The sequence below is a fragment of the Pseudomonas sp. LBUM1647 genome (genome assembly GCF_059716175.1).
In genome coordinates this window covers 1,121,533-1,139,677 of sequence record NZ_CP166809.1, presented here as the reverse complement: position 1 = coordinate 1,139,677, position 18,145 = coordinate 1,121,533, and the positions used below count along the sequence as shown (strand labels likewise).

The 18,145-nt window shown below is 59.8% G+C and carries 15 protein-coding genes; 14 read left to right on the top strand and 1 reads right to left on the bottom strand.

The annotated features are described in order from the left end of the window. The first annotated feature begins 123 nt into the window (after positions 1-123). The 14 genes from alg8 to ACA059_RS05000 all read left to right on the top strand — a co-directional run bounded on the left by alg8 (position 124) and on the right by ACA059_RS05000 (position 17,154). Positions 124-1,605: a mannuronan synthase gene (gene alg8 / locus ACA059_RS05065; protein WP_497632961.1), complete on the top strand. Its 1,482-nt coding sequence runs from the start codon at positions 124-126 to the stop codon at positions 1,603-1,605. A gap of 35 nt (positions 1,606-1,640) precedes the next feature. After that, entirely contained in the window at positions 1,641-2,810 is a 1,170-nt protein-coding gene (locus ACA059_RS05060; protein ID WP_497632960.1) for a PilZ domain-containing protein, read from the top strand. A gap of 12 nt (positions 2,811-2,822) precedes the next feature. Beyond that, positions 2,823-4,229 carry an alginate biosynthesis TPR repeat lipoprotein AlgK gene (gene algK / locus ACA059_RS05055; protein ID WP_497632959.1) on the top strand — a complete coding sequence of 469 codons (1,407 nt, stop codon included), beginning with the start codon at positions 2,823-2,825 and terminating at the stop codon, positions 4,227-4,229. Then, entirely contained in the window at positions 4,226-5,713 is a 1,488-nt protein-coding gene (locus ACA059_RS05050; RefSeq protein ID WP_497632958.1) for an alginate export family protein, read from the top strand. The genes algK and ACA059_RS05050 overlap by 4 nt, the downstream gene beginning before the upstream one ends. A gap of 26 nt (positions 5,714-5,739) precedes the next feature. Next, complete coding sequence (gene algG, locus ACA059_RS05045) at positions 5,740-7,329, top strand: mannuronan 5-epimerase AlgG (RefSeq protein ID WP_497632957.1); 1,590 nt, start codon at positions 5,740-5,742, stop codon at positions 7,327-7,329. A gap of 10 nt (positions 7,330-7,339) precedes the next feature. Further along, a complete protein-coding gene (locus ACA059_RS05040; RefSeq protein ID WP_497632956.1) occupies positions 7,340-8,788 on the top strand; it encodes an alginate O-acetyltransferase in 1,449 nt (482 codons plus the stop codon). Between the two features lie 11 nt (positions 8,789-8,799). Continuing rightward, the gene (locus tag ACA059_RS05035) at positions 8,800-9,933 is read left to right on the top strand and encodes a mannuronate-specific alginate lyase (protein ID WP_497632955.1); all 1,134 of its coding nucleotides are present in this window, start codon (positions 8,800-8,802) and stop codon (positions 9,931-9,933) included. A gap of 213 nt (positions 9,934-10,146) precedes the next feature. Further along, entirely contained in the window at positions 10,147-11,712 is a 1,566-nt protein-coding gene (locus ACA059_RS05030; protein ID WP_497632954.1) for an MBOAT family O-acyltransferase, read from the top strand. Positions 11,713-11,723: 11 nt separating this feature from the next. After that, a complete protein-coding gene (locus tag ACA059_RS05025) occupies positions 11,724-12,899 on the top strand; it encodes an alginate O-acetyltransferase (protein WP_497632953.1) in 1,176 nt (391 codons plus the stop codon). A gap of 17 nt (positions 12,900-12,916) precedes the next feature. Further along, complete coding sequence (locus ACA059_RS05020) at positions 12,917-13,570, top strand: alginate O-acetyltransferase AlgF (protein ID WP_129438307.1); 654 nt, start codon at positions 12,917-12,919, stop codon at positions 13,568-13,570. A gap of 242 nt (positions 13,571-13,812) precedes the next feature. After that, a complete protein-coding gene (locus tag ACA059_RS05015) occupies positions 13,813-15,264 on the top strand; it encodes a mannose-1-phosphate guanylyltransferase/mannose-6-phosphate isomerase (protein WP_497632952.1) in 1,452 nt (483 codons plus the stop codon). Between the two features lie 168 nt (positions 15,265-15,432). Next, a complete protein-coding gene (locus ACA059_RS05010) occupies positions 15,433-15,897 on the top strand; it encodes a multidrug transporter (RefSeq protein WP_497632951.1) in 465 nt (154 codons plus the stop codon). Positions 15,898-15,931: 34 nt separating this feature from the next. After that, the gene (locus ACA059_RS05005) at positions 15,932-16,759 is read left to right on the top strand and encodes an SDR family oxidoreductase (protein WP_497632950.1); all 828 of its coding nucleotides are present in this window, start codon (positions 15,932-15,934) and stop codon (positions 16,757-16,759) included. Next, positions 16,756-17,154 carry a DUF4440 domain-containing protein gene (locus ACA059_RS05000; protein WP_497632949.1) on the top strand — a complete coding sequence of 133 codons (399 nt, stop codon included), beginning with the start codon at positions 16,756-16,758 and terminating at the stop codon, positions 17,152-17,154. Before ACA059_RS05005 ends, ACA059_RS05000 begins: the two co-directional genes overlap by 4 nt. Positions 17,155-17,281: 127 nt before the next feature. Here the strand turns inward: ACA059_RS05000 and ACA059_RS04995 are convergent, their stop codons facing one another. Continuing rightward, positions 17,282-18,130 (bottom strand): efflux RND transporter periplasmic adaptor subunit, encoded by an 849-nt coding sequence (locus ACA059_RS04995; RefSeq protein ID WP_008153497.1) that lies wholly within the window; start codon positions 18,128-18,130, stop codon positions 17,282-17,284. Positions 18,131-18,145 lie beyond the last annotated feature (15 nt).

Here is an 18,145-nt window from a genome sequence, read left to right as displayed (position 1 = left end):
CTTCGCCAGCTCCTACAGGATTTCTGGCGTCATCCAGACCGGATGTCGCCAGTTTTCGTAAGCCTGCCTTAACCCCATCGGGCCACCCCACAGGCTCGCCCGAGATAGAGACGGATGCAGATTATGCACAGGCTAAAGCACGGCCTACTTCAGGTCGCCGGTTGGCTGTTTTACCTAAGTTTATTGATGGGCATCGCCATGGCGTTGCCTGCGTCCACGTTCGACTCCGAGTCGAAGGACTTCATCTTCCTGATCGGTATTGTCGGTATCTGGCGCTACTCGATGGGTGCCACGCACTTTCTGCGCGGCATGCTGTTTCTGTACGTGGTCTACCCGCACCTGCGGCGCAAAGTGCGCAAGCTGGGTAAAGCGGCAGACCCGTCCCACGTGTTTCTGATGGTCACCAGTTTTCGTATCGACGCGCTGACCACCGCCCAGGTCTACGCCTCGGTGATTCGCGAAGCGATCGACTGCGGCCTGCCGACCACCATGGTCTGCTCCATCGTGGAAATGTCCGATGAGAAGCTGGTGAAAAGCCTTTGGACCAAAATGAATCCGCCGGCTCGCGTCAAGCTCGACTTCGTGCGCATTCCCGGCACCGGCAAGCGCGATGGCCTGGCCTACGGTTTCCGCGCCATCTCCCGCCACCTGCCGGACGACCGCGCAGTGGTTGCAGTGATCGATGGCGACACCGTGCTCGCCGAGGGCACCGTGCTCAAGACCGTGCCGTGGTTCCAGCTGTTCGGCAATGTCGGCGGCCTGACCACCAACGAGTTCTGCGAAGTGCGCGGCGGCTACATCATGAGCGAGTGGCACAAACTGCGCTTCGCCCAGCGCCACATCAACATGTGCTCGATGGCCCTGTCCAAACGTGTGCTGACAATGACCGGGCGGATGTCGGTATTCCGCGCCACTGTGGTGACCAACCCGGACTTCATCGCCGACGTGGAAAGCGACTCGCTGCAACACTGGCGCCTGGGTCGCTTCAAGTTCCTCACCGGTGATGACAAGTCGAGCTGGTTCAGCTTGATGCGCCTGGGCTACGACACGTTTTATGTGCCGGACGCCGCGATTCACACCGTGGAACACCCGCCGGAAAAAAGCTTCATCAAGGCCAGTCGCAAACTGATGTTTCGCTGGTACGGCAACAACCTGCGGCAGAACTCCCGCGCCTTGGGCCTGGGGATGAAACGTCTCGGCCTGTTTACTTCGGTGGTGCTGTTCGACCAGCGTGTGTCGATGTGGACGTCGCTGCTGGGCCTGACCGTCGCGCTCATCGCCACTTTCAAATATGGCGCCGCGTTCATCCTGGTTTACCTGCTGTGGATCGGCATTACCCGCCTGATCCTGACCGTGCTGCTGTCTTTGTCCGGTCACACGATCGGCCCGGCCTACCCGGCGATTCTCTATTACAACCAGATCGTCGGCGCGCTGGTGAAGATCTACGTGTTCTTCCGCCTCGACCGACAGTCCTGGACTCGCCAGCCCACTTCCCTGACCCGTGATCTCGCCAGCTTTCAAGGTTGGTTCAACACTTGGTCGTCTCGGACCATGACCTTCTCCGCCGGCAGCATTTTTGTTGCTGTGCTGCTGATGATGGTCTGACCGAACTCGCCTGAATTAACTAGGAAATCGTCCATATGAATACCGCCGTCAACGCCAACGTAGTGCATGAATCAGAAGCCCAGCGCCAGCACGCCCGGGTAAAAATCCCGGCCAAGCTGCGCTTCTACGGTCCTGACCGGACCCCGGTAGAAGCTCGGGTCATCGATCTCTCCGCTGGCGGCTTGGCTTTCAACGCCGGTCAGCTGCCATTGAAGATCGGCGATGTGTACAAGGCTCGCCTGCAGTTCGTCATCGATAACCTCGGCCTGGCCATGGATGTCGAGTTACTGGTGCGCTCCCACGACCGCGAAACCGGTCGTACCGGTTGCCAGTTCCAGAACCTCGAATCCCAGGATATTTCCACCCTGCGCCACCTGATCACTTCGCACCTGGCCGGCGACATCGTCACCATGGGTGAGGTGCTGGCCACCCTGCAACGCGACAACTTCACCAAGGCGCGCAAGAACAAGGATGGCGGCCACGGCATGACCCCGTTCGGTCGTCTGCGTGCAGTGACCTTCAGCTTCGCGATTTTCCTCGTCGGCCTGACGGCATTCGGCTTCATCTTCAAGTCGGTGTACGGCATGTACTTCGTCAGCCACGCCCAGGCCGGTCTGGTCAGCGTGGCGGGCATGAACATCACCATGCCGCGCGACGGCACGGTGCAGAGCCTGATCAAAACCGACGGCGTTGCGGCCAAGGGCGCGCCGCTGGCGACGTTCAGCACCAGCATGCTCGACGTACTCAAGGGCCACCTGGACGAAGACCAATTACAACCGGCCAAGGTTGAAGAACTGTTCGGCAAGCAAATGACCGGCACTCTGACGTCGCCGTGCGATTGCACCGTAGCGCAGCAAATGGTCGCCGACGGTCAGTACGCCAGCAAGGGCGACGTGATCTTCCAACTGGTGCCGCGTAACAGCGAAGCCAACGTTGAAGCGCGCTTCTCCTATCGCCAGTTCGGCGACGTGCTGCCAGGCAGCTCGGTGAGCTTCCAGATCGCCGGCGAAGACAAAACCCGCTCCGGCACGATCATCAGCAGCACCAGCCTGAAAAGCGCCGACCTGTCGTCCGACATCCGCGTGCAGATCAAGCCTGACGAGCCGCTGGACAGCAAATTCGCCGGTCGCCCTGTTGAAGTCAACGCCACTCGTGGTCCGAACCTGAACTGGCTGATCGACAAAGCCATGGCCGCCGGTCGTTAAAAACAAGAGGACATGCCCGTGACTAGCCCACTCAGAATCCTGCCAGTCCCGCTGACTCTGGCCATGGCAATCGCCCTGGCCGGATGCGCCGGCCTGCCCGACCAGCGTCTGGCCAACGAAGCCCTCAAGCGCGGTGATACCACGCTGGCGGCGCAGAATTACCAGCAACTGGCAGACCTGGGCTACAGCGAAGCACAGGTTGGCCTCGCCGATATCCAGGTCGACAGCCGTGACCCGGCGCAGATCAAGAAAGCTGAGGCGACTTACCGCGCCGCGGCCAGCGTTTCGCCGCGGGCCCAGGCTCGCCTGGGTCGTCTGCTGGTGGCCAAACCCGGCTCAACCGAGGCCGAACAGTACGAAGCCGAAGGCCTGTTGAAGAAAGCCACTGCCGCAGGCGAAGGCAACACCCTGATCCCGCTCGCCATGCTGTACCTGCAATACCCGCACAGTTTCCCGAACGTCAACGCGCAACAGCAGATCAGCCAATGGCGCGCCGAAGGCAAGCCGGAAGCGGGCCTGGCCCAAGTGCTGCTCTATCGCACCCAGGGCACTTACGACCAGCACCTGGACGAAGTGGAAACGATCTGCAAAGCCGCGTTGAACACCACCGACATCTGCTACGTCGAACTGGCCACGGTCTATCAGAAAAAAGCCCAGCCAGAGAAACAGGCCGAGCTGATCAAGCAAATGCAAGCCGCTCAGGCTCGCGGCACGGTTTCCGCCCAGCGGGTGGACAGCGTGGCCCGCGTACTGGGCGATGCATCCCTGGGCACGACCGACGAGAAAACCGCCCAGTCGCTGCTCGAAGGCATCGCACCCGGCTACCCCGCTTCCTGGGTCAGCCTGGCGCAACTGCTCTACGACTTCCCGGAACTGGGTGACGTCGACACGATGATGAAGTACCTGGACAACGGCCGCGCCGCCGACCAGCCGCGCGCCGAACTGTTGCTGGGCAAGCTCTACTACGAAGGCAAAATGGTGCCGGCCGACGCGAAGGTCGCCGAAGAACACTTCAAGAAAGCCGTCGACAGAGAAGTGGCCGCCGATTACTACCTCGGCCAGATCTACCGTCGCGGTTACCTGGGCAAGGTCTATTCGCAGAAAGCGCTGGACCACCTGCTCAAGGCTGCGCGTAACGGCCAGAACAGCGCCGACTTCGCCATTGCCCAACTGTTCTCCCAAGGCAAGGGCACCCGGCCCGACCCGCTTAATGCTTATGTCTTCAGCCAATTGGCCAAGGCCCAGAACACCCCGCAAGCCACCGAGCTTGCGCAAACACTCGAAGCCCAACTGCCGCCTGCCCAGCTCGCCGAGGCCCAACGCCTGTTGAAACAAGAACAGGCCGTTCGTGGTGCCTTGAGTCAGAACACGCTGGAACTGCATGCCCTGGAAGAAGAAGACGGCGAGGAATCCCTATGAAGTTGAATCCATTCGTTAAGGCCGGTATTGGCCTGTCATTCGCCCTGCTGTGGTCGTGTCCGACCCTGGCGGCCCTGACTGAAAGCAAGAACTACGGCCTTGACGTGAAAGTCACCGCCCAGTCCGAAGACGATACCGACCTGGGTACGCAGAGCGGCGGCGACGTCAACGGCGTCGGCCTCGACTTGCGTCCATGGATTTATGGCGAGAGCGGTGCGTGGAGCGGCTACGCCATGGGTCAGGCCGTGACGTCCACCGACATCATCGAGACGGACACGCTGCAACAGTCCGACAGCGACGGCACCCAGGCCACCGACAACGGTGACCGCAAGAGCAAGAAAAACTACCTGGCGATGCGCGAGTTCTGGGTCGGTTACAGCGGCCTGACGCCGTACCCCGGCGAGATGCTCAAGCTCGGTCGCCAGCGCCTGCACAACGACGATGGTCAATGGCGCGACACCAACATCGAAGCCCTGAACTGGACCTTCGACACCACCCTGTTGCGCGCCAACGCCGGTGTCGCCGAACGCTTCAGCGAATACCGCACCGACCTCACCGAGCTGGCCCCAAAAGACAAGGATCGCCTGCACGCCTTCGCCGATGCGGCGTATCAGTGGACCCCGGGCAACTGGGTCGGCATTCGCGGTCATCACACCCACGATGACGGCAAGCTCGACTACGCGCAGCCAGGTGTTCCCGCCGATTCCCTGGACAAGAAACAGAATGGCGACATCAGCTGGCTCGGCCTTACCGCCGACAGCGATGCCTACAACTGGCGCAACACCAACACCGTCAACTACTGGGGCAGCGTCACCGGCATGAGCGGCGACCGCGACAAGGTCAACCCGCTGAACGCCGACGGCACCGCGCCGGCCCAAGCCAAGACCAGCGGCGACGTCGACGGCTGGGCCACTGACCTGGGCGTGCGTCTGCGCCTGGATCCGCAATGGCAAGTCGGTGCAGCGTATGCCCGCGCCAGCGCCGATTACGAACAGAACGGCCTGGAAAGCAACCGTTCGAACTACACCGGTACGCGCTCGCGTGTTCACCGTTTCGGCGAGGCCTTCCGCGGCGAAATGCAAAACATGCAGTCCGCCACTCTGTTCGGTTCGTGGATGCTCAACGACGAATACGACGCCAGCCTGATCTACCACAAATTCTGGCGTGTCGACGGTAACAAGCCGGTCGGCAGCAATGGCATCAACGCCGTCGAGAACAACACCGACGACGCGACCGGCGCGATTCTTTCCAGCACCTCCCTGCCGCTGGAAGACGGTAGCAAGGACCTCGGCCAGGAAATGGACGTGGTCGTCACCAAGTACTTCAAGCAAGGCCTGCTGCCCGCCTCCTTGAGCCAATCGATCGATGAGCCTTCGGCCCTGGTGCGTTTGCGTGGCGGTGTGTTCAAGCCCGGCGATGCGTATGGCAAAGGCGTCGACTCGTACATGCACCGCGCGTTTATCGACGTGATCTGGCGCTTCTGATGCGAACCGCTAAGGGAGTTCCTGACATGAACAGTCCGAAGAGAGGCTCGATAACCTTGCTGGCCGGCGCGATGTTGCTGGCCAGCACGGCAGCCTTCGCCACAGTGGAGCCGGCCGCGCCCGTTCAAAAAGGCCAGCCGGCGACCATTGCCAAAGGGTTGCAACAGGCCAAGACCTACACCGTCAGCAGTGCACCGACCGCGCCGCTGGAGCTGGCCAAGCCGAAACTGCCGGACACCTCCGGCTACACCGCCGAAGCCATCGCCGCGAAAATCGTGCGCACCAAGCCCGGCAAGATCAGCGTGCGCCGGATGATGCAGGAAAACGCCCTGAAGGACTTCATCGGCGGCGACAACAAGATGGCTGAATGGGTGGTGCGTCAGCACGGCATCCCGCAGGCCATCTTCGTCGACGACGGCTACATGAACCTCAAGGATCTGGCCAAGAAAGTACCCAAGCAGTACTTCAGCGAAACCTCGCCGGGTGTGTTCCTGGCGAAGTTGCCGATTGTGGTGGGTGAGAAAGGCATCCTGGAAATCGACAAGCAGACCCAGGAACTGCGCCTGTCCCAAGAGGCCGGTTCGTTCCTGGTCAACGACGGTCAGCTATTCGTGCGCGATACCAAAATCACTGGCTGGAGCGAGAAGGCAAACGGCCCGGCGGCCTTCAAGTCGCCGAAGGAATTCCGTCCGTTCCTGCTGTCCTGGGGCGGCACCGAGACCTACATCGCCAACAGCAAGATCGCCAGTTTCGGTTACGCCAACAGTAAGTCCTACGGCGTGAGTATTTCCCAATACACGCCGAACATGGCCAAGGTGCTCAAGCGCCCTGAACCGAGCGGCTGGATCGTCGGCTCCGAGTTCTCGGACATGTGGTACGGCTTCTACTGCTACGAAACCCAGGACTTTGTGGTCAAGGGCAACACCTACAAAGACAACATCGTCTACGGCATTGACCCGCATGACCGTTCCCACGGTCTGATCATTGCCGACAACACGGTGTACGGGACCAAGAAGAAGCACGGGATCATTATTTCCCGTGAGGTCAACAACAGCTTCATCTTCAACAACCGCAGCTACGACAACAAGTTGTCGGGCCTGGTGATCGACCGTAACAGCGTGAGCAACCTGATCGCCTACAACGAGATCTACAAGAACCACACCGACGGCATCACCCTCTACGAGAGTGGCGACAATCTGCTGTGGGGCAACAAGGTGATCAGCAACCGTCGTCACGGCATCCGGATTCGTAACAGCGTGAACATCCGCCTCTACGAAAACCTGTCCATGGCCAACGGCCTGACCGGTGTCTACGGACACATCAAGGACCTGACCGACACCGACCGTGACATCAAGCTCGATCCGTTCGACGCCCAGGTGTCCCTGATCGTGGTTGGCGGCGAACTGGCCGGCAACGGCAGCGGCCCGCTGTCCATCGACTCGCCGCTGAGCGTCGAGTTGTATCGCGTGTCCATGCTCGCCCCGACCAAATCCAGCGGCATCAGCTTCAACGGGATTCTCGGCGAGCGCCAGGATGAAATTCTCGACCTGCTGGTACGCCAGCAGAAAGCCGTGCTGATCGACCCTGTCGAACGCCAGACCGAAATGCGGGACTGAGGATAATTTTATGCACTCACACTTGATCAAATTACTCAGCCTGTCGGCCCTGACCGTCGGCATTTTCGCGGCCAGCGCCGGCGCTCGTGCCGATGAAGTCAAAGCACCCAGCTTCGACGCCGAACCGTGCTGCAACCTGTGCCCGGAAGCCCACGACGCGAAGAACTACACCACGCGTTACCAGCAGAACTTCACCACGCTGGTGCAGGCCCAGGGCGACTGGTTGTTCCGTACGCAAGAAGACTTGCGCACCGAGTTCGACACCACACCCGGCGGCTACAAACGCATGAAAGAACTGCACGATGCGTTCAAGAGCAAAGGCATTGAACTGGTCATCGTTTACCAGCCGACCCGTGGTCTGGTGAACCGCAACAAGCTCAATCCGGAAGACAAGGCCAAGTACGATTTCGACAAGGCCTTGAGGAACTACAAGACCATGCTCGGGCGTTTCTCCGCCATGGGCTACACCGTGCCGGACCTGTCGCCGCTGACCAACGAGTCGCTGCCTGACACCCTGCCGGCCCACGATTTCTACTTCCAGGGCGACCAACACTGGACGCCGTATGGCGCCCAGCGCACGGCGAAAATCGTCGGTGAGCAAATCAAGAACATGCCGGCCTTTGCCGACGTGCCAAAACGCGAATTCGAGAGCCATAAGTCGGGTCGCATGGGTAAGACCGGAACGTTACACAACATGGCTGGTCAACTCTGTGGCACTAGCTACGCGATCCAGTACATGGATCAGTTCACCACCGAGCCGAAAGGCGAAGCAGCTGATGGCGATCTGTTCAGTGATTCCGGCAATCCGGAAGTCACCCTGGTCGGCACCAGCCACAGTGGCAAGAACTACAACTTCGCCGGTTTCCTCGAAGAGGCCATCGGCGCCGACATCCTCAACGTGGCGTTCCCCGGCGGTGGCCTGGAAGGTTCGATGCTGCAGTACCTGGGCAGCGAAGAGTTCCAGACCAAGCCGCCGAAGATTCTGATCTGGGAATTCTCGCCGCTCTATCGCCTCGACCAGGAAACCATCTACCGCCAGATGATGGCGCTGCTGGACAACGGTTGCGAAGGAAAGGATGCACAGATGACCGGTAGCACCACGTTGAAACCGGGCAAGAACGAATTGATGGTCAACAGCAAGAACCTGAACCTGCAAAACAGCAGTCACCAGGTCGACATCCGTTTCGCCGATCCGTCGGTGAAAGTCCTGCAAGCCACCCTCTGGTACATGAACGGTCGCCACGAGGACATCAAGATCGAAAAACCGGAAACCTCCGATACCGACGGGCGTTTCGCCTTTGAGTTGCGCACGGACGAAGACTGGGCCTCGCAGAATCTGCTGGCCGTCGAAATCCAGGGCCCTGAAGCAGGTGCCGCGCCACAGAAAGTCGAAGCGAAAATCTGCAAACGCAACGTGTTCCCTGGCTTGGGGCAGCGTACCGCCCAGGCCGGGCAGTGAGGCAACCTCTTATGACATGCATGCAAACCCGAACTTTGAAAAGATTGATCGCACCGTCCCTGTTGAGCCTGGCCATGTTTGCCGGTGCGACTCAGGCCGCCGCGCCACTGCGCCCGCCACAGGGGTACTTCGCGCCGATTGAAAAAGTCAAAACCGGCGACAAGAGCGAAGGCTGTGATGCGATGCCGACGCCGTACACCGGCTCGCTGCAATTTCGCAGCAAATACGAAGGTTCCGACAAGGCCCGTTCGACCCTGAACGAGGCTTCGGAAAAAGCCTTCCGTGACACCACGGCCGACATCACCAAGATTGAGCGCGGCACCAGCAAGCGCGTAATGCAGTACATGCGTGACGGTCGTCCGGAACAGCTGGAATGCACCCTGAATTGGTTGACCGCCTGGGCCAAGGCCGATGCGTTGATGTCCAAGGACTTCAACCACACCGGCAAGTCCATGCGCAAATGGGCGCTGGGCAGCATGGCGTCGTCCTATATCCGCCTGAAGTTCTCCGACTCGCATCCGTTAGCGAACCACCAGCAAGAGTCGCAGTTGATTGAAGCCTGGTTCAGCAAAATGGCTGATCAGGTGGTCAGCGATTGGGACAACCTGCCGCTGGATAAAACCAACAACCACTCGTACTGGTCCGCCTGGTCGGTGATGGCAACGTCCATCGCCACCAACCGCCGCGACCTGTTCGACTGGTCGGTGAAGGAATACAAAGTCGGCGCCAATCAAATTGACGCCCAGGGTTTCCTGCCCAACGAACTCAAGCGCCAGCAACGCGCCCTGTCCTATCACAACTATGCCCTGCCGCCACTGTCGATGATCGCCAGTTTTGCGCTGGTCAACGGTGTGGACTTGCGTCAGGAAAACAACGGCGCATTGAAACGTCTGGGTGATCGAGTGCTCGCGGGTGTCAAAGACCCGGAAGAATTCGAGAAGAAGAACGGTAAGGAACAGGACATGACCGACCTGAAAGAGGACTCGAAATTCGCCTGGCTCGAACCGTTCTGCACGCTCTACACCTGCTCGCCGGATGTGCTTGAGAAAAAGCACGAGATGCAGCCGTTCAAGACTTTCCGCCTCGGGGGTGACCTGACCAAGGTCTTCGACCCGGCGAGTGAAAAAGGCAAAAAAGGCTCCTAGAGCCATACGCAAAACCCCTGTGGGAGCGAGCTTGCTCGCGATGACTGAGTGTCAGCCTACATCGATGCTGAATGTCGGACCGCAATCGCGAGCAAGCTCGCTCCCACAGGGTCAGTGCAAGATTTGAGTTGAGTGATATTCCCCCGGTTTTTTCGTGGGGGGTTAGGGGGGGCCGTTGGCCCTTGACTGTTGGTTAAACATGGAGAGACCGGGATGGTATTTTCATCCAACGTGTTCCTGTTTTTGTTCTTGCCGATCTTTCTCGGCATGTACTACTTAAGCGGAATACGCTATCGCAACCTGCTGCTGCTGATCGCCAGCTACGTGTTCTATGCCTGGTGGCGTGTGGACTTCCTTGCGCTGTTCGCAGCCGTCACCCTGTGGAACTACTGGATCGGCCTCAAAGTCGGCGCCGCAGGCGTTCGGACCAAACCGGCACAACGCTGGTTGCTCCTGGGCGTGGCCGTCGACCTGTGCATTCTCGGCTACTTCAAGTACGCCAACTTCGGCGTCGACAGCATCAACGCGATGATGACCTCCGTTGGTCTGTCGCCGTTCATCCTGACCCACGTGCTGTTGCCGATCGGGATCTCGTTCTACATCTTCGAGTCCATCAGCTACATCATCGACGTCTACCGTGGTGACACGCCGGCGACCCGTAACCTGATCGACTTTGCCGCTTTCGTGGCGATCTTCCCGCACCTGATCGCCGGTCCGGTGTTGCGCTTCCGCGATCTCGCCGACCAGTTCAACAATCGCACCCACACCCTCGATAAGTTCTCCGAAGGTGCGACGCGATTCATGCAGGGCTTCATCAAGAAGGTCTTCATCGCCGACACCCTGGCGGTCGTGGCCGACCATTGCTTCGCCTTGCAAAACCCGACCACGGGCGATGCCTGGCTCGGCGCGCTGGCCTACACCGCGCAGCTGTATTTCGACTTCTCCGGTTACAGCGACATGGCCATCGGCCTGGGCTTGATGATGGGTTTCCGCTTCATGGAAAACTTCAAACAGCCGTACATCAGCCAGTCGATCACCGAGTTCTGGCGTCGCTGGCACATCAGCCTGTCCACCTGGTTGCGTGACTACCTGTACATCACGCTGGGCGGTAACCGTAAAGGTACGCTGATGACCTATCGCAACCTGTTCCTGACCATGCTGCTCGGTGGTCTGTGGCACGGCGCGAACATCACGTACATCGTCTGGGGCGCCTGGCACGGCATGTGGCTGGCGATCGAAAAAGCCCTCGGCCTGAACACCTCGCCGCGCAGCATCAACCCGATCCGCTGGGCGCTGACCTTCCTGCTCGTGGTCATGGGCTGGGTAATCTTCCGCTCGGAAAACCTGCACGTCGCCGGTCGTATGTACGGCGCGATGTTCAGCTTCGGCGAATGGTCACTGTCGGAACTCAACGCGGCCAGCCTCACCGGCCTGCAAGTGGCGACCCTGGTGGTGGCTTACATGACCCTGGCGTTCTTCGGCATTCGTGACTTCTACAGCAACCTGCCGCCTGAGAAGACCAAGCCTGTTGTGAACGTCGAGGCCGATGGCCCGGCTGCCGCGACCCCTGGAATGATCAAAGCCGTACCGGGCGACAACCCGGGCAGCATCCACGAACCTGGCTACACCGTCGGCGTTGACGCGGCTGTGCAACCGGCCTACTGGACCGCTGACTGGTCTCGTTACGTGATGCGCACGCTGGTACTGGTGCTGTTCATCGCCTCGATTTTCAAACTCTCGGCGCAAAGCTTCTCGCCGTTCCTTTACTTCCAGTTCTGAGGGATCTGACTATGACCCGCTCATTACGCATCCTCTACATCAGCCTGTTCATGGTGACGCTGTTGGTCCTGGGCCTGTGGTCCACGCGCAGTTTCCTCGGCTTCAGCACCTCTGCCGAAACGACGGTGCTCAACGGCCGCTGGACCAAAGCCGTGGAGACGCACTACGACGACGAGTTTCCGATCAAGCGCTTGGGCACCAACCTTTGGGCTGCGCTGGATTTCAAACTGTTCAACGAAGGTCGTCCGGGCGTCGTGCTCGGCCGCGATCAGTGGTTGTACAGCGATGAGGAATTCAACCCGATCGTCAACGAAGAGCTGAACCTGCAAGGCAACTACGCGCTGGTTGAAGGCGTGCGCCAGGAACTGAAGGCGAAAGGCGTGAAACTGGTCATGGCGATCGTGCCGGCCAAGACTCGCCTGTACCCGGAACACCTGGGTGAAGTGAAGCCTTCGAGCATCCACGCCAACCTCTATGAGGACTTCCACGCTCGTGTGGCGGCCAACAAGGTCCTCGCTCCCGACCTGTTCGGCCCGATGCTGAAAGCGAAGCTGAACGGTCAGCAAGTGTTCCTGCGCACCGACACTCACTGGACCCCGGAAGGCGCGCAAATCGCTGCCGAGACCTTGGCGAAATCCATTTCCGACAAATACCCGCTGAGCGGCGAGCCGCAACACTTCGTCACTGAACCTGCGGAGAAGGTGACTCACAAGGGCGACCTGCGGTTGTTCCTGCCGCTGGACCCGCTGTTCGAAAACCTGATGCCCAAGCCTGAGCCGTTGCAGAAGCGCAACACCGTTGCGGCGCAAGACCAGCCGGCCGGTGATGACGCCCTGTTCGCCAACGCTGAAGTGCCGGTGGCCCTGATCGGCACCAGCTACAGCGCTAACCCCAACTGGAACTTCGTCGGTGCGCTGAAACAAGCGCTGAACAGCGACGTGGTCAATTACGCCGAAGACGGCCATGGCCCGATTCTGCCGATGCTCACCTATCTGAAAAGTGATGCTTTCAAGAACAGCCCGCCACAGGTGCTGATCTGGGAGTTTCCTGAACGTTATCTGCCTGTGAACAACGAAATCGGTGACGCCGACCCGCAGTGGGTCGCAGAGCTCAAAGAAGCCGGCGCTCGCCAACAAAACGTAGCAGCAAACACTAAATCCGAGACGCCCGACCGGGCGCAAAACTGAAAGAGAGAGGTACTACCATGACTTTCACTACTACTCCTCGCCGTCTCGCCAAGACCTTCGCACTCGTTGCTGGCATGAGCGTGTTGTCGATGTCCGCCTTCGCTGGCGACGCCGCACTCTATGGCCCGACTGCACCGAAAGGTTCGAGCTTTGTACGTGTCTACAACGCCGGTAACGCTGAAGTCAGCGCCACCGTCGGCACCACCAACCTGGCCGAAGTCGCGCCGCTGTCCAGCACCGACTTCAGCTTCATGCCGGGCGGCGACTACAGCGCCAAGGTCGGTAGCCAGTCCCTGCCAGTGAAACTGGCCGGTGATCACTATTACACCCTGGTCAACAACGCCAGCGGCGCACCGCAACTGATCGAAGAACCGCCGTTCAAGAACAAGCAGAAATCCCTGGTTCGCGTGCAGAACCTCAGCGACAAGGCCCTGACCCTGAAAACCGCTGACGGCAAGACCGAAGTGGTCCCTACCGTGGCCGCCAAGGGCCGTGGCGAGCGTGAAATCAACCCGGTTAAAGTCAGCCTGGCGCTATACGATGGCGACAAGAAAGTCGGCGACGTGAAACCGGTTGCCCTGGAACGTGGTGAAGCCGCCGTGCTGTACGTCACTGGCACCGGCAGCAGCCTGGCGCCAGTCTGGGTAAAACGCCCGGTTTCGACGCGCTAACAGATTTGTCGAAAGGCTGAAGCCCACGGGACCGTGATGGTTAAAACACGGTTCCTGTAGGAGCTGCCGCAGGCTGCGATCTTTTGATCTTTATCGATGTTGAGAAAACCAAAGATCAAAAGATCGCAGCCTGCGGCAGCTCCTACAGGGGATCAAACCAGCCTTTGGACACGGAATAAGAACAAGAGTGAAACGACAGAACGCAGTAGCTCTGACCCATACGATTTTCAAGGAGTAACAACATGATTCCGGTGATCTTGTCAGGTGGTAGTGGCTCACGTCTTTGGCCGCTTTCGCGTAAGCAATTCCCTAAGCAATTTCTCGCCCTGACTGGCGAACACACGCTGTTCCAGCAAACCCTGGAACGCCTGGTGTTCGAAGGCATGGACACCCCGATCGTGGTCTGCAACAAGGACCACCGTTTCATCGTCAACGAGCAACTGAGTGCCCGTAACCTGGACACCCAGCGCATCCTGATGGAACCGTTTGGCCGCAACACCGCTCCGGCAGTTGCGTTGACCGCGATGATGCTGGTCAACGAAGGTCGCGACGAGTTGATGCTGGTGCTGCCGGCCGACCACGTGCTGGACGACCAGAAAGCCCTGCAACGCGCGCTGGCCCTGGCCACCGTCGCTGCAGAAAACGGCGAAATGGTGCTGTTCGGCGTACCGGCCACCAAACCGGAAACCGGCTATGGCTACATCAAGTCGACCAATGATTCGCTGCTGCCCGAAGGCGTCAGCCGCGTCTCGCACTTCGTCGAAAAACCGGACGTGAAGCGCGCCACCGAGTTCGTCGAGTCCGGCGGTTACTTCTGGAACAGCGGCATGTTCCTGTTCCGTGCCAGCCGCTTTCTGGAAGAGTTGAAAAAGCACGATCCGGACATCTACGACACCTGCCTGCTGACCCTTGAGCGCAGCAAACAAGATGCCGACACCGTCGATTTCGACGCCGCCACCTTCGCTTGCTGCCCGGACAATTCCATCGACTACTCGGTGATGGAAAAAACCCAACGCGCCTGCGTTGTACCGCTGACCGCGGGCTGGAGCGATGTTGGGTGCTGGGCGTCGTTGTGGGAAGTGAATGAAAAAGACGCCAACGGCAACGTCACCAAAGGCGATGTGGTCATTCAGGACAGCAAAAACTGCATGATCCACGGCAACGGCAAACTGGTGTCGGTGATCGGCCTGGAAAACATCGTGGTCGTCGAAACCAAGGACGCCATGATGATCGCCCACAAGGACAAGGTCCAAGGCGTGAAACAGATGGTCAACACCCTCAACGAGCAGGGTCGCAGCGAAACCCAGACCCACTGCGAAGTCTATCGTCCGTGGGGCTCCTACGACTCGGTGGACATGGGCGGCCGCTTCCAGGTCAAGCGCATCTCGGTCAAACCGGGCGCGTGCCTGTCGCTGCAGATGCACCACCACCGCGCCGAACACTGGATCGTGGTCAGCGGCACCGCTGAAGTGACCTGCGACGAAAACGTGTTCCTGCTCACTGAAAACCAGTCGACCTACATCCCGATCGCCTCGGTCCACCGCTTGCGCAATCCGGGCAAGATCTCGCTGGAAATCATCGAAGTGCAATCGGGTAGCTACCTGGGCGAAGACGATATCGAGCGGTTTGAAGATATCTACGGTCGCTCTACCCCGATCGAACGCGGCGTGTCGGTGAAAACCATCGCGCAGTGATTGATCTGTAACACAAGAAGCCCCCGTCCGACCCGCTGCGTTTCCCTATCCGCAGCGGGTTGGGTGGGGGCTTTTTATTTCTCGTTCCCACGCTCTACCTCGAAAGCCCATCGCCAATCGCACCCACGCTTAGGTAGGATGACCTTCTCCCCTCCCGAGGTTTGCGTCATGTTCATCGGCGTCCTGCTGGTCTTCACCTGGCTGATCCTTTTGCTGCGCTACCCGACCAAGGCACTGCCCGTCTCTGTGGCCGCCGCCATCGGGCTGGGCCTGGTAGCAACGTGGGTGATCTGGATGGACAACCGCGAGGTCAAGCAACTGGCGCGCCTGGAGTTGCGCATCACTTACGCGCCAGAACAGTGCCCGGTCGATCGCCCACTGCAACTGAAAATGAACAACGGCAACGACGTGCCGCTGACCGAACTGCGCTGGCGCATCGCAGCGTATGCGCCGGGCGACACAGTCAACCTGGCCGACAATCAATACGCCGCCCCGCGCTATCGCGGTCCCGGCGAATTGCAGGCCGGCGCGAACTGGGAAGACTGTTTGCCCCTGCCGCCGTTGCGCCCTGGTTATCGCCCGCAAACACTGGAGTTTCGCGCCGAGCATTTGCAAGGTAGTTTCTCCGATTGATCTTCCTTTCCTCTTTTTGCACAAGGACCGCGCCATGCCCGTTGTGTTGATTACCGGTTGCTCCAGCGGCATTGGCCGCGCCCTCGCTGATGTTTTCAAAAAAGCCGGATACGACGTCTGGGCCAGCGCCCGCAAGGCTGAAGACGTGGCAGCCCTGGCCGCTGCCGGGTTCACCGCCGTGCAACTGGACGTCAACGACGGTGCAGCACTCGAACACTTGAGCGAGCGCATCAACCAGCAACATGGCGGCCTCGACGTGCTGATCAACAATGCCGGTTATGGCGCCATGGGGCCGTTGCTCGACGGTGGTGTGCCAGCCATGCAGCGGCAATTCGAAACCAATGTGTTCGCCATCGTCGGCGTCACCCGCGCCCTGTTCCCGGTGCTGCGTCGCGCCAAGGGTCTGGTGGTGAACATTGGCAGCGTGTCCGGGGTTTTGGTCACGCCATTCGCCGGCGCCTACTGCGCCTCGAAAGCGGCGGTGCATGCCTTGACCGATGCGTTGCGCATGGAACTGGCGCCGTTTGGCGTACGGGTCATGGAAGTCCAGCCGGGCGCAATCGCTTCCAGTTTTGCCAAGAATGCCGGCCATGAGGCGGAGCAGCTGATTACCGAACAATCGCCGTGGTTTCCGCTGCGTGAAGGCATTCGCGCACGGGCCAAGGCCTCTCAGGACAACCCGACCCCGGCCAGTGAATTTGCTGCCGGTTTGCTCAAGGCTGTGCAGCAGAGCAAACCACCGCGCCTGATTCGTCTGGGCAATGGCAGTCGGGCGTTGCCGTTGCTGGCGGGGTTGTTACCTAAAGGGCTGTTGGAGGCGGGCTTGATGAAGCGGTTCGGGCTGAAGGGGCAACTTCCATGACCGACTACACCGAATACTTTGACGAAGTGATCCAGGCCCACGTCGCCATCGAGCAGTGGCTGGCCGAAGATCAAGACAAGTCAGCGCTTGAACAACTGCTGACGCGTTTTTCGCCACAGTTTTCCATGGTCTCGCCATTGGGCCGGGTGCTGGATTTTGAGGCGTTGAGCGAGTTGTTTTTGATGGCGGGCGGGAAGAAGCTCGGGTTCAGAATTGAGCTCAGCGAATTGCGTGGCATCGCCTGGCACGATGGTGGCGCGACGGTGAGTTATCGCGAGCAGCAGACCGATGCGACGGGGTTGCACTCTGATCGGCGGTCGACGGTGGTGTTTGAGAAGCGGGCCGATGGCCAGCTCATTTGGCGGCATTTGCATGAGACGTTTTGCAAGGAGTGAGACCGAGTCGCGGCCTTCGCGAGCAAGCCCGCTCCCACACTTGATCTCCGTCGTACACATATTCCGTTCACTGAAGATCTAATGTGGGAGCGGGCTTGCTCGCGAAGGCCGCGACTCGGTCTAATGGCTAGTTAACCACAACGGTACAAGTAATCCCCGCCGCCAACAGCACCCCTTCCGGCACTTCATCAATGTGAATCCGCACCGGCACCCGCTGCGCCAGGCGCACCCAGTTAAAGGTCGGGTTCACATCGGCAATCAGTTCGCGACTCTCCGGGTTATCACGGTCGTAGATGCCGCGAGAAATGCTTTCCACATGCCCCTTCAACACTTCCCCGCTCATGAGTTGCATGTCGGCTTTATCACCGACCCGCACGTGGGGCAATTTGGTTTCTTCGAAGAAGCCGTAGACCCAGAAGGAGTTCATGTCGACCACGGCCATTTTCGCCTCACCGATGCGCGCGTAATCGCCGCGATGCACATTGAGGTTGGTCACGTACCCGTCCACCGCTGCTCTGACCTCGGTGCGTTTGAGGTTCAGTTCGGCGGCTTCGAGCTGTGCCTGAGCATGCTGGTAATCGGCCAGGGCCGAGTCGGCGATGTTGCTGGCGTCGTCGCGGTTTTCCCTGGAGATCACCAGGTTGTCCATGTCGGCGCGGCGGTGGGCGTTGACCTTGCGCATCTCCCACGTCGACTTGCGCGAGGCCACCAGCGCCTGCGCCTGTTTGACCGCGATGCGGTAGTGCTCGGGGTCGATCCGCATCAGCAAATCGCCCTTCTTCACCTGTTGATTGTCGCGCACCGGCACGTCCACCACTTCCCCGGTGACGTCGGCGGCGACGTTGATGATGTCGGCGCGCACCCGGCCGTCGCGGGTCCACGGGGTGTCCATGTAATGCACCCACAGGGTCCGACCGATCCACATCGCAAGGGCCAGCACCAATAGAGTGGCGAGCAGGCTGAAAAGCTTTTTCATCGGGGCCTTCTTCAG

Coding starts and splice junctions, on each gene's coding strand:
- alg8 (WP_497632961.1), top strand. CDS start 124: ATGCACAGGCTAAAGCACGGCCTACTTCAGGTCGCCGGTTGGCTGTTT.
- ACA059_RS05060 (WP_497632960.1), top strand. CDS start 1,641: ATGAATACCGCCGTCAACGCCAACGTAGTGCATGAATCAGAAGCCCAG.
- algK (WP_497632959.1), top strand. CDS start 2,823: ATGCCCGTGACTAGCCCACTCAGAATCCTGCCAGTCCCGCTGACTCTG.
- ACA059_RS05050 (WP_497632958.1), top strand. CDS start 4,226: ATGAAGTTGAATCCATTCGTTAAGGCCGGTATTGGCCTGTCATTCGCC.
- algG (WP_497632957.1), top strand. CDS start 5,740: ATGAACAGTCCGAAGAGAGGCTCGATAACCTTGCTGGCCGGCGCGATG.
- ACA059_RS05040 (WP_497632956.1), top strand. CDS start 7,340: ATGCACTCACACTTGATCAAATTACTCAGCCTGTCGGCCCTGACCGTC.
- ACA059_RS05035 (WP_497632955.1), top strand. CDS start 8,800: ATGACATGCATGCAAACCCGAACTTTGAAAAGATTGATCGCACCGTCC.
- ACA059_RS05030 (WP_497632954.1), top strand. CDS start 10,147: ATGGTATTTTCATCCAACGTGTTCCTGTTTTTGTTCTTGCCGATCTTT.
- ACA059_RS05025 (WP_497632953.1), top strand. CDS start 11,724: ATGACCCGCTCATTACGCATCCTCTACATCAGCCTGTTCATGGTGACG.
- ACA059_RS05020 (WP_129438307.1), top strand. CDS start 12,917: ATGACTTTCACTACTACTCCTCGCCGTCTCGCCAAGACCTTCGCACTC.
- ACA059_RS05015 (WP_497632952.1), top strand. CDS start 13,813: ATGATTCCGGTGATCTTGTCAGGTGGTAGTGGCTCACGTCTTTGGCCG.
- ACA059_RS05010 (WP_497632951.1), top strand. CDS start 15,433: ATGTTCATCGGCGTCCTGCTGGTCTTCACCTGGCTGATCCTTTTGCTG.
- ACA059_RS05005 (WP_497632950.1), top strand. CDS start 15,932: ATGCCCGTTGTGTTGATTACCGGTTGCTCCAGCGGCATTGGCCGCGCC.
- ACA059_RS05000 (WP_497632949.1), top strand. CDS start 16,756: ATGACCGACTACACCGAATACTTTGACGAAGTGATCCAGGCCCACGTC.
- ACA059_RS04995 (WP_008153497.1), bottom strand. CDS start 18,130: ATGAAAAAGCTTTTCAGCCTGCTCGCCACTCTATTGGTGCTGGCCCTT.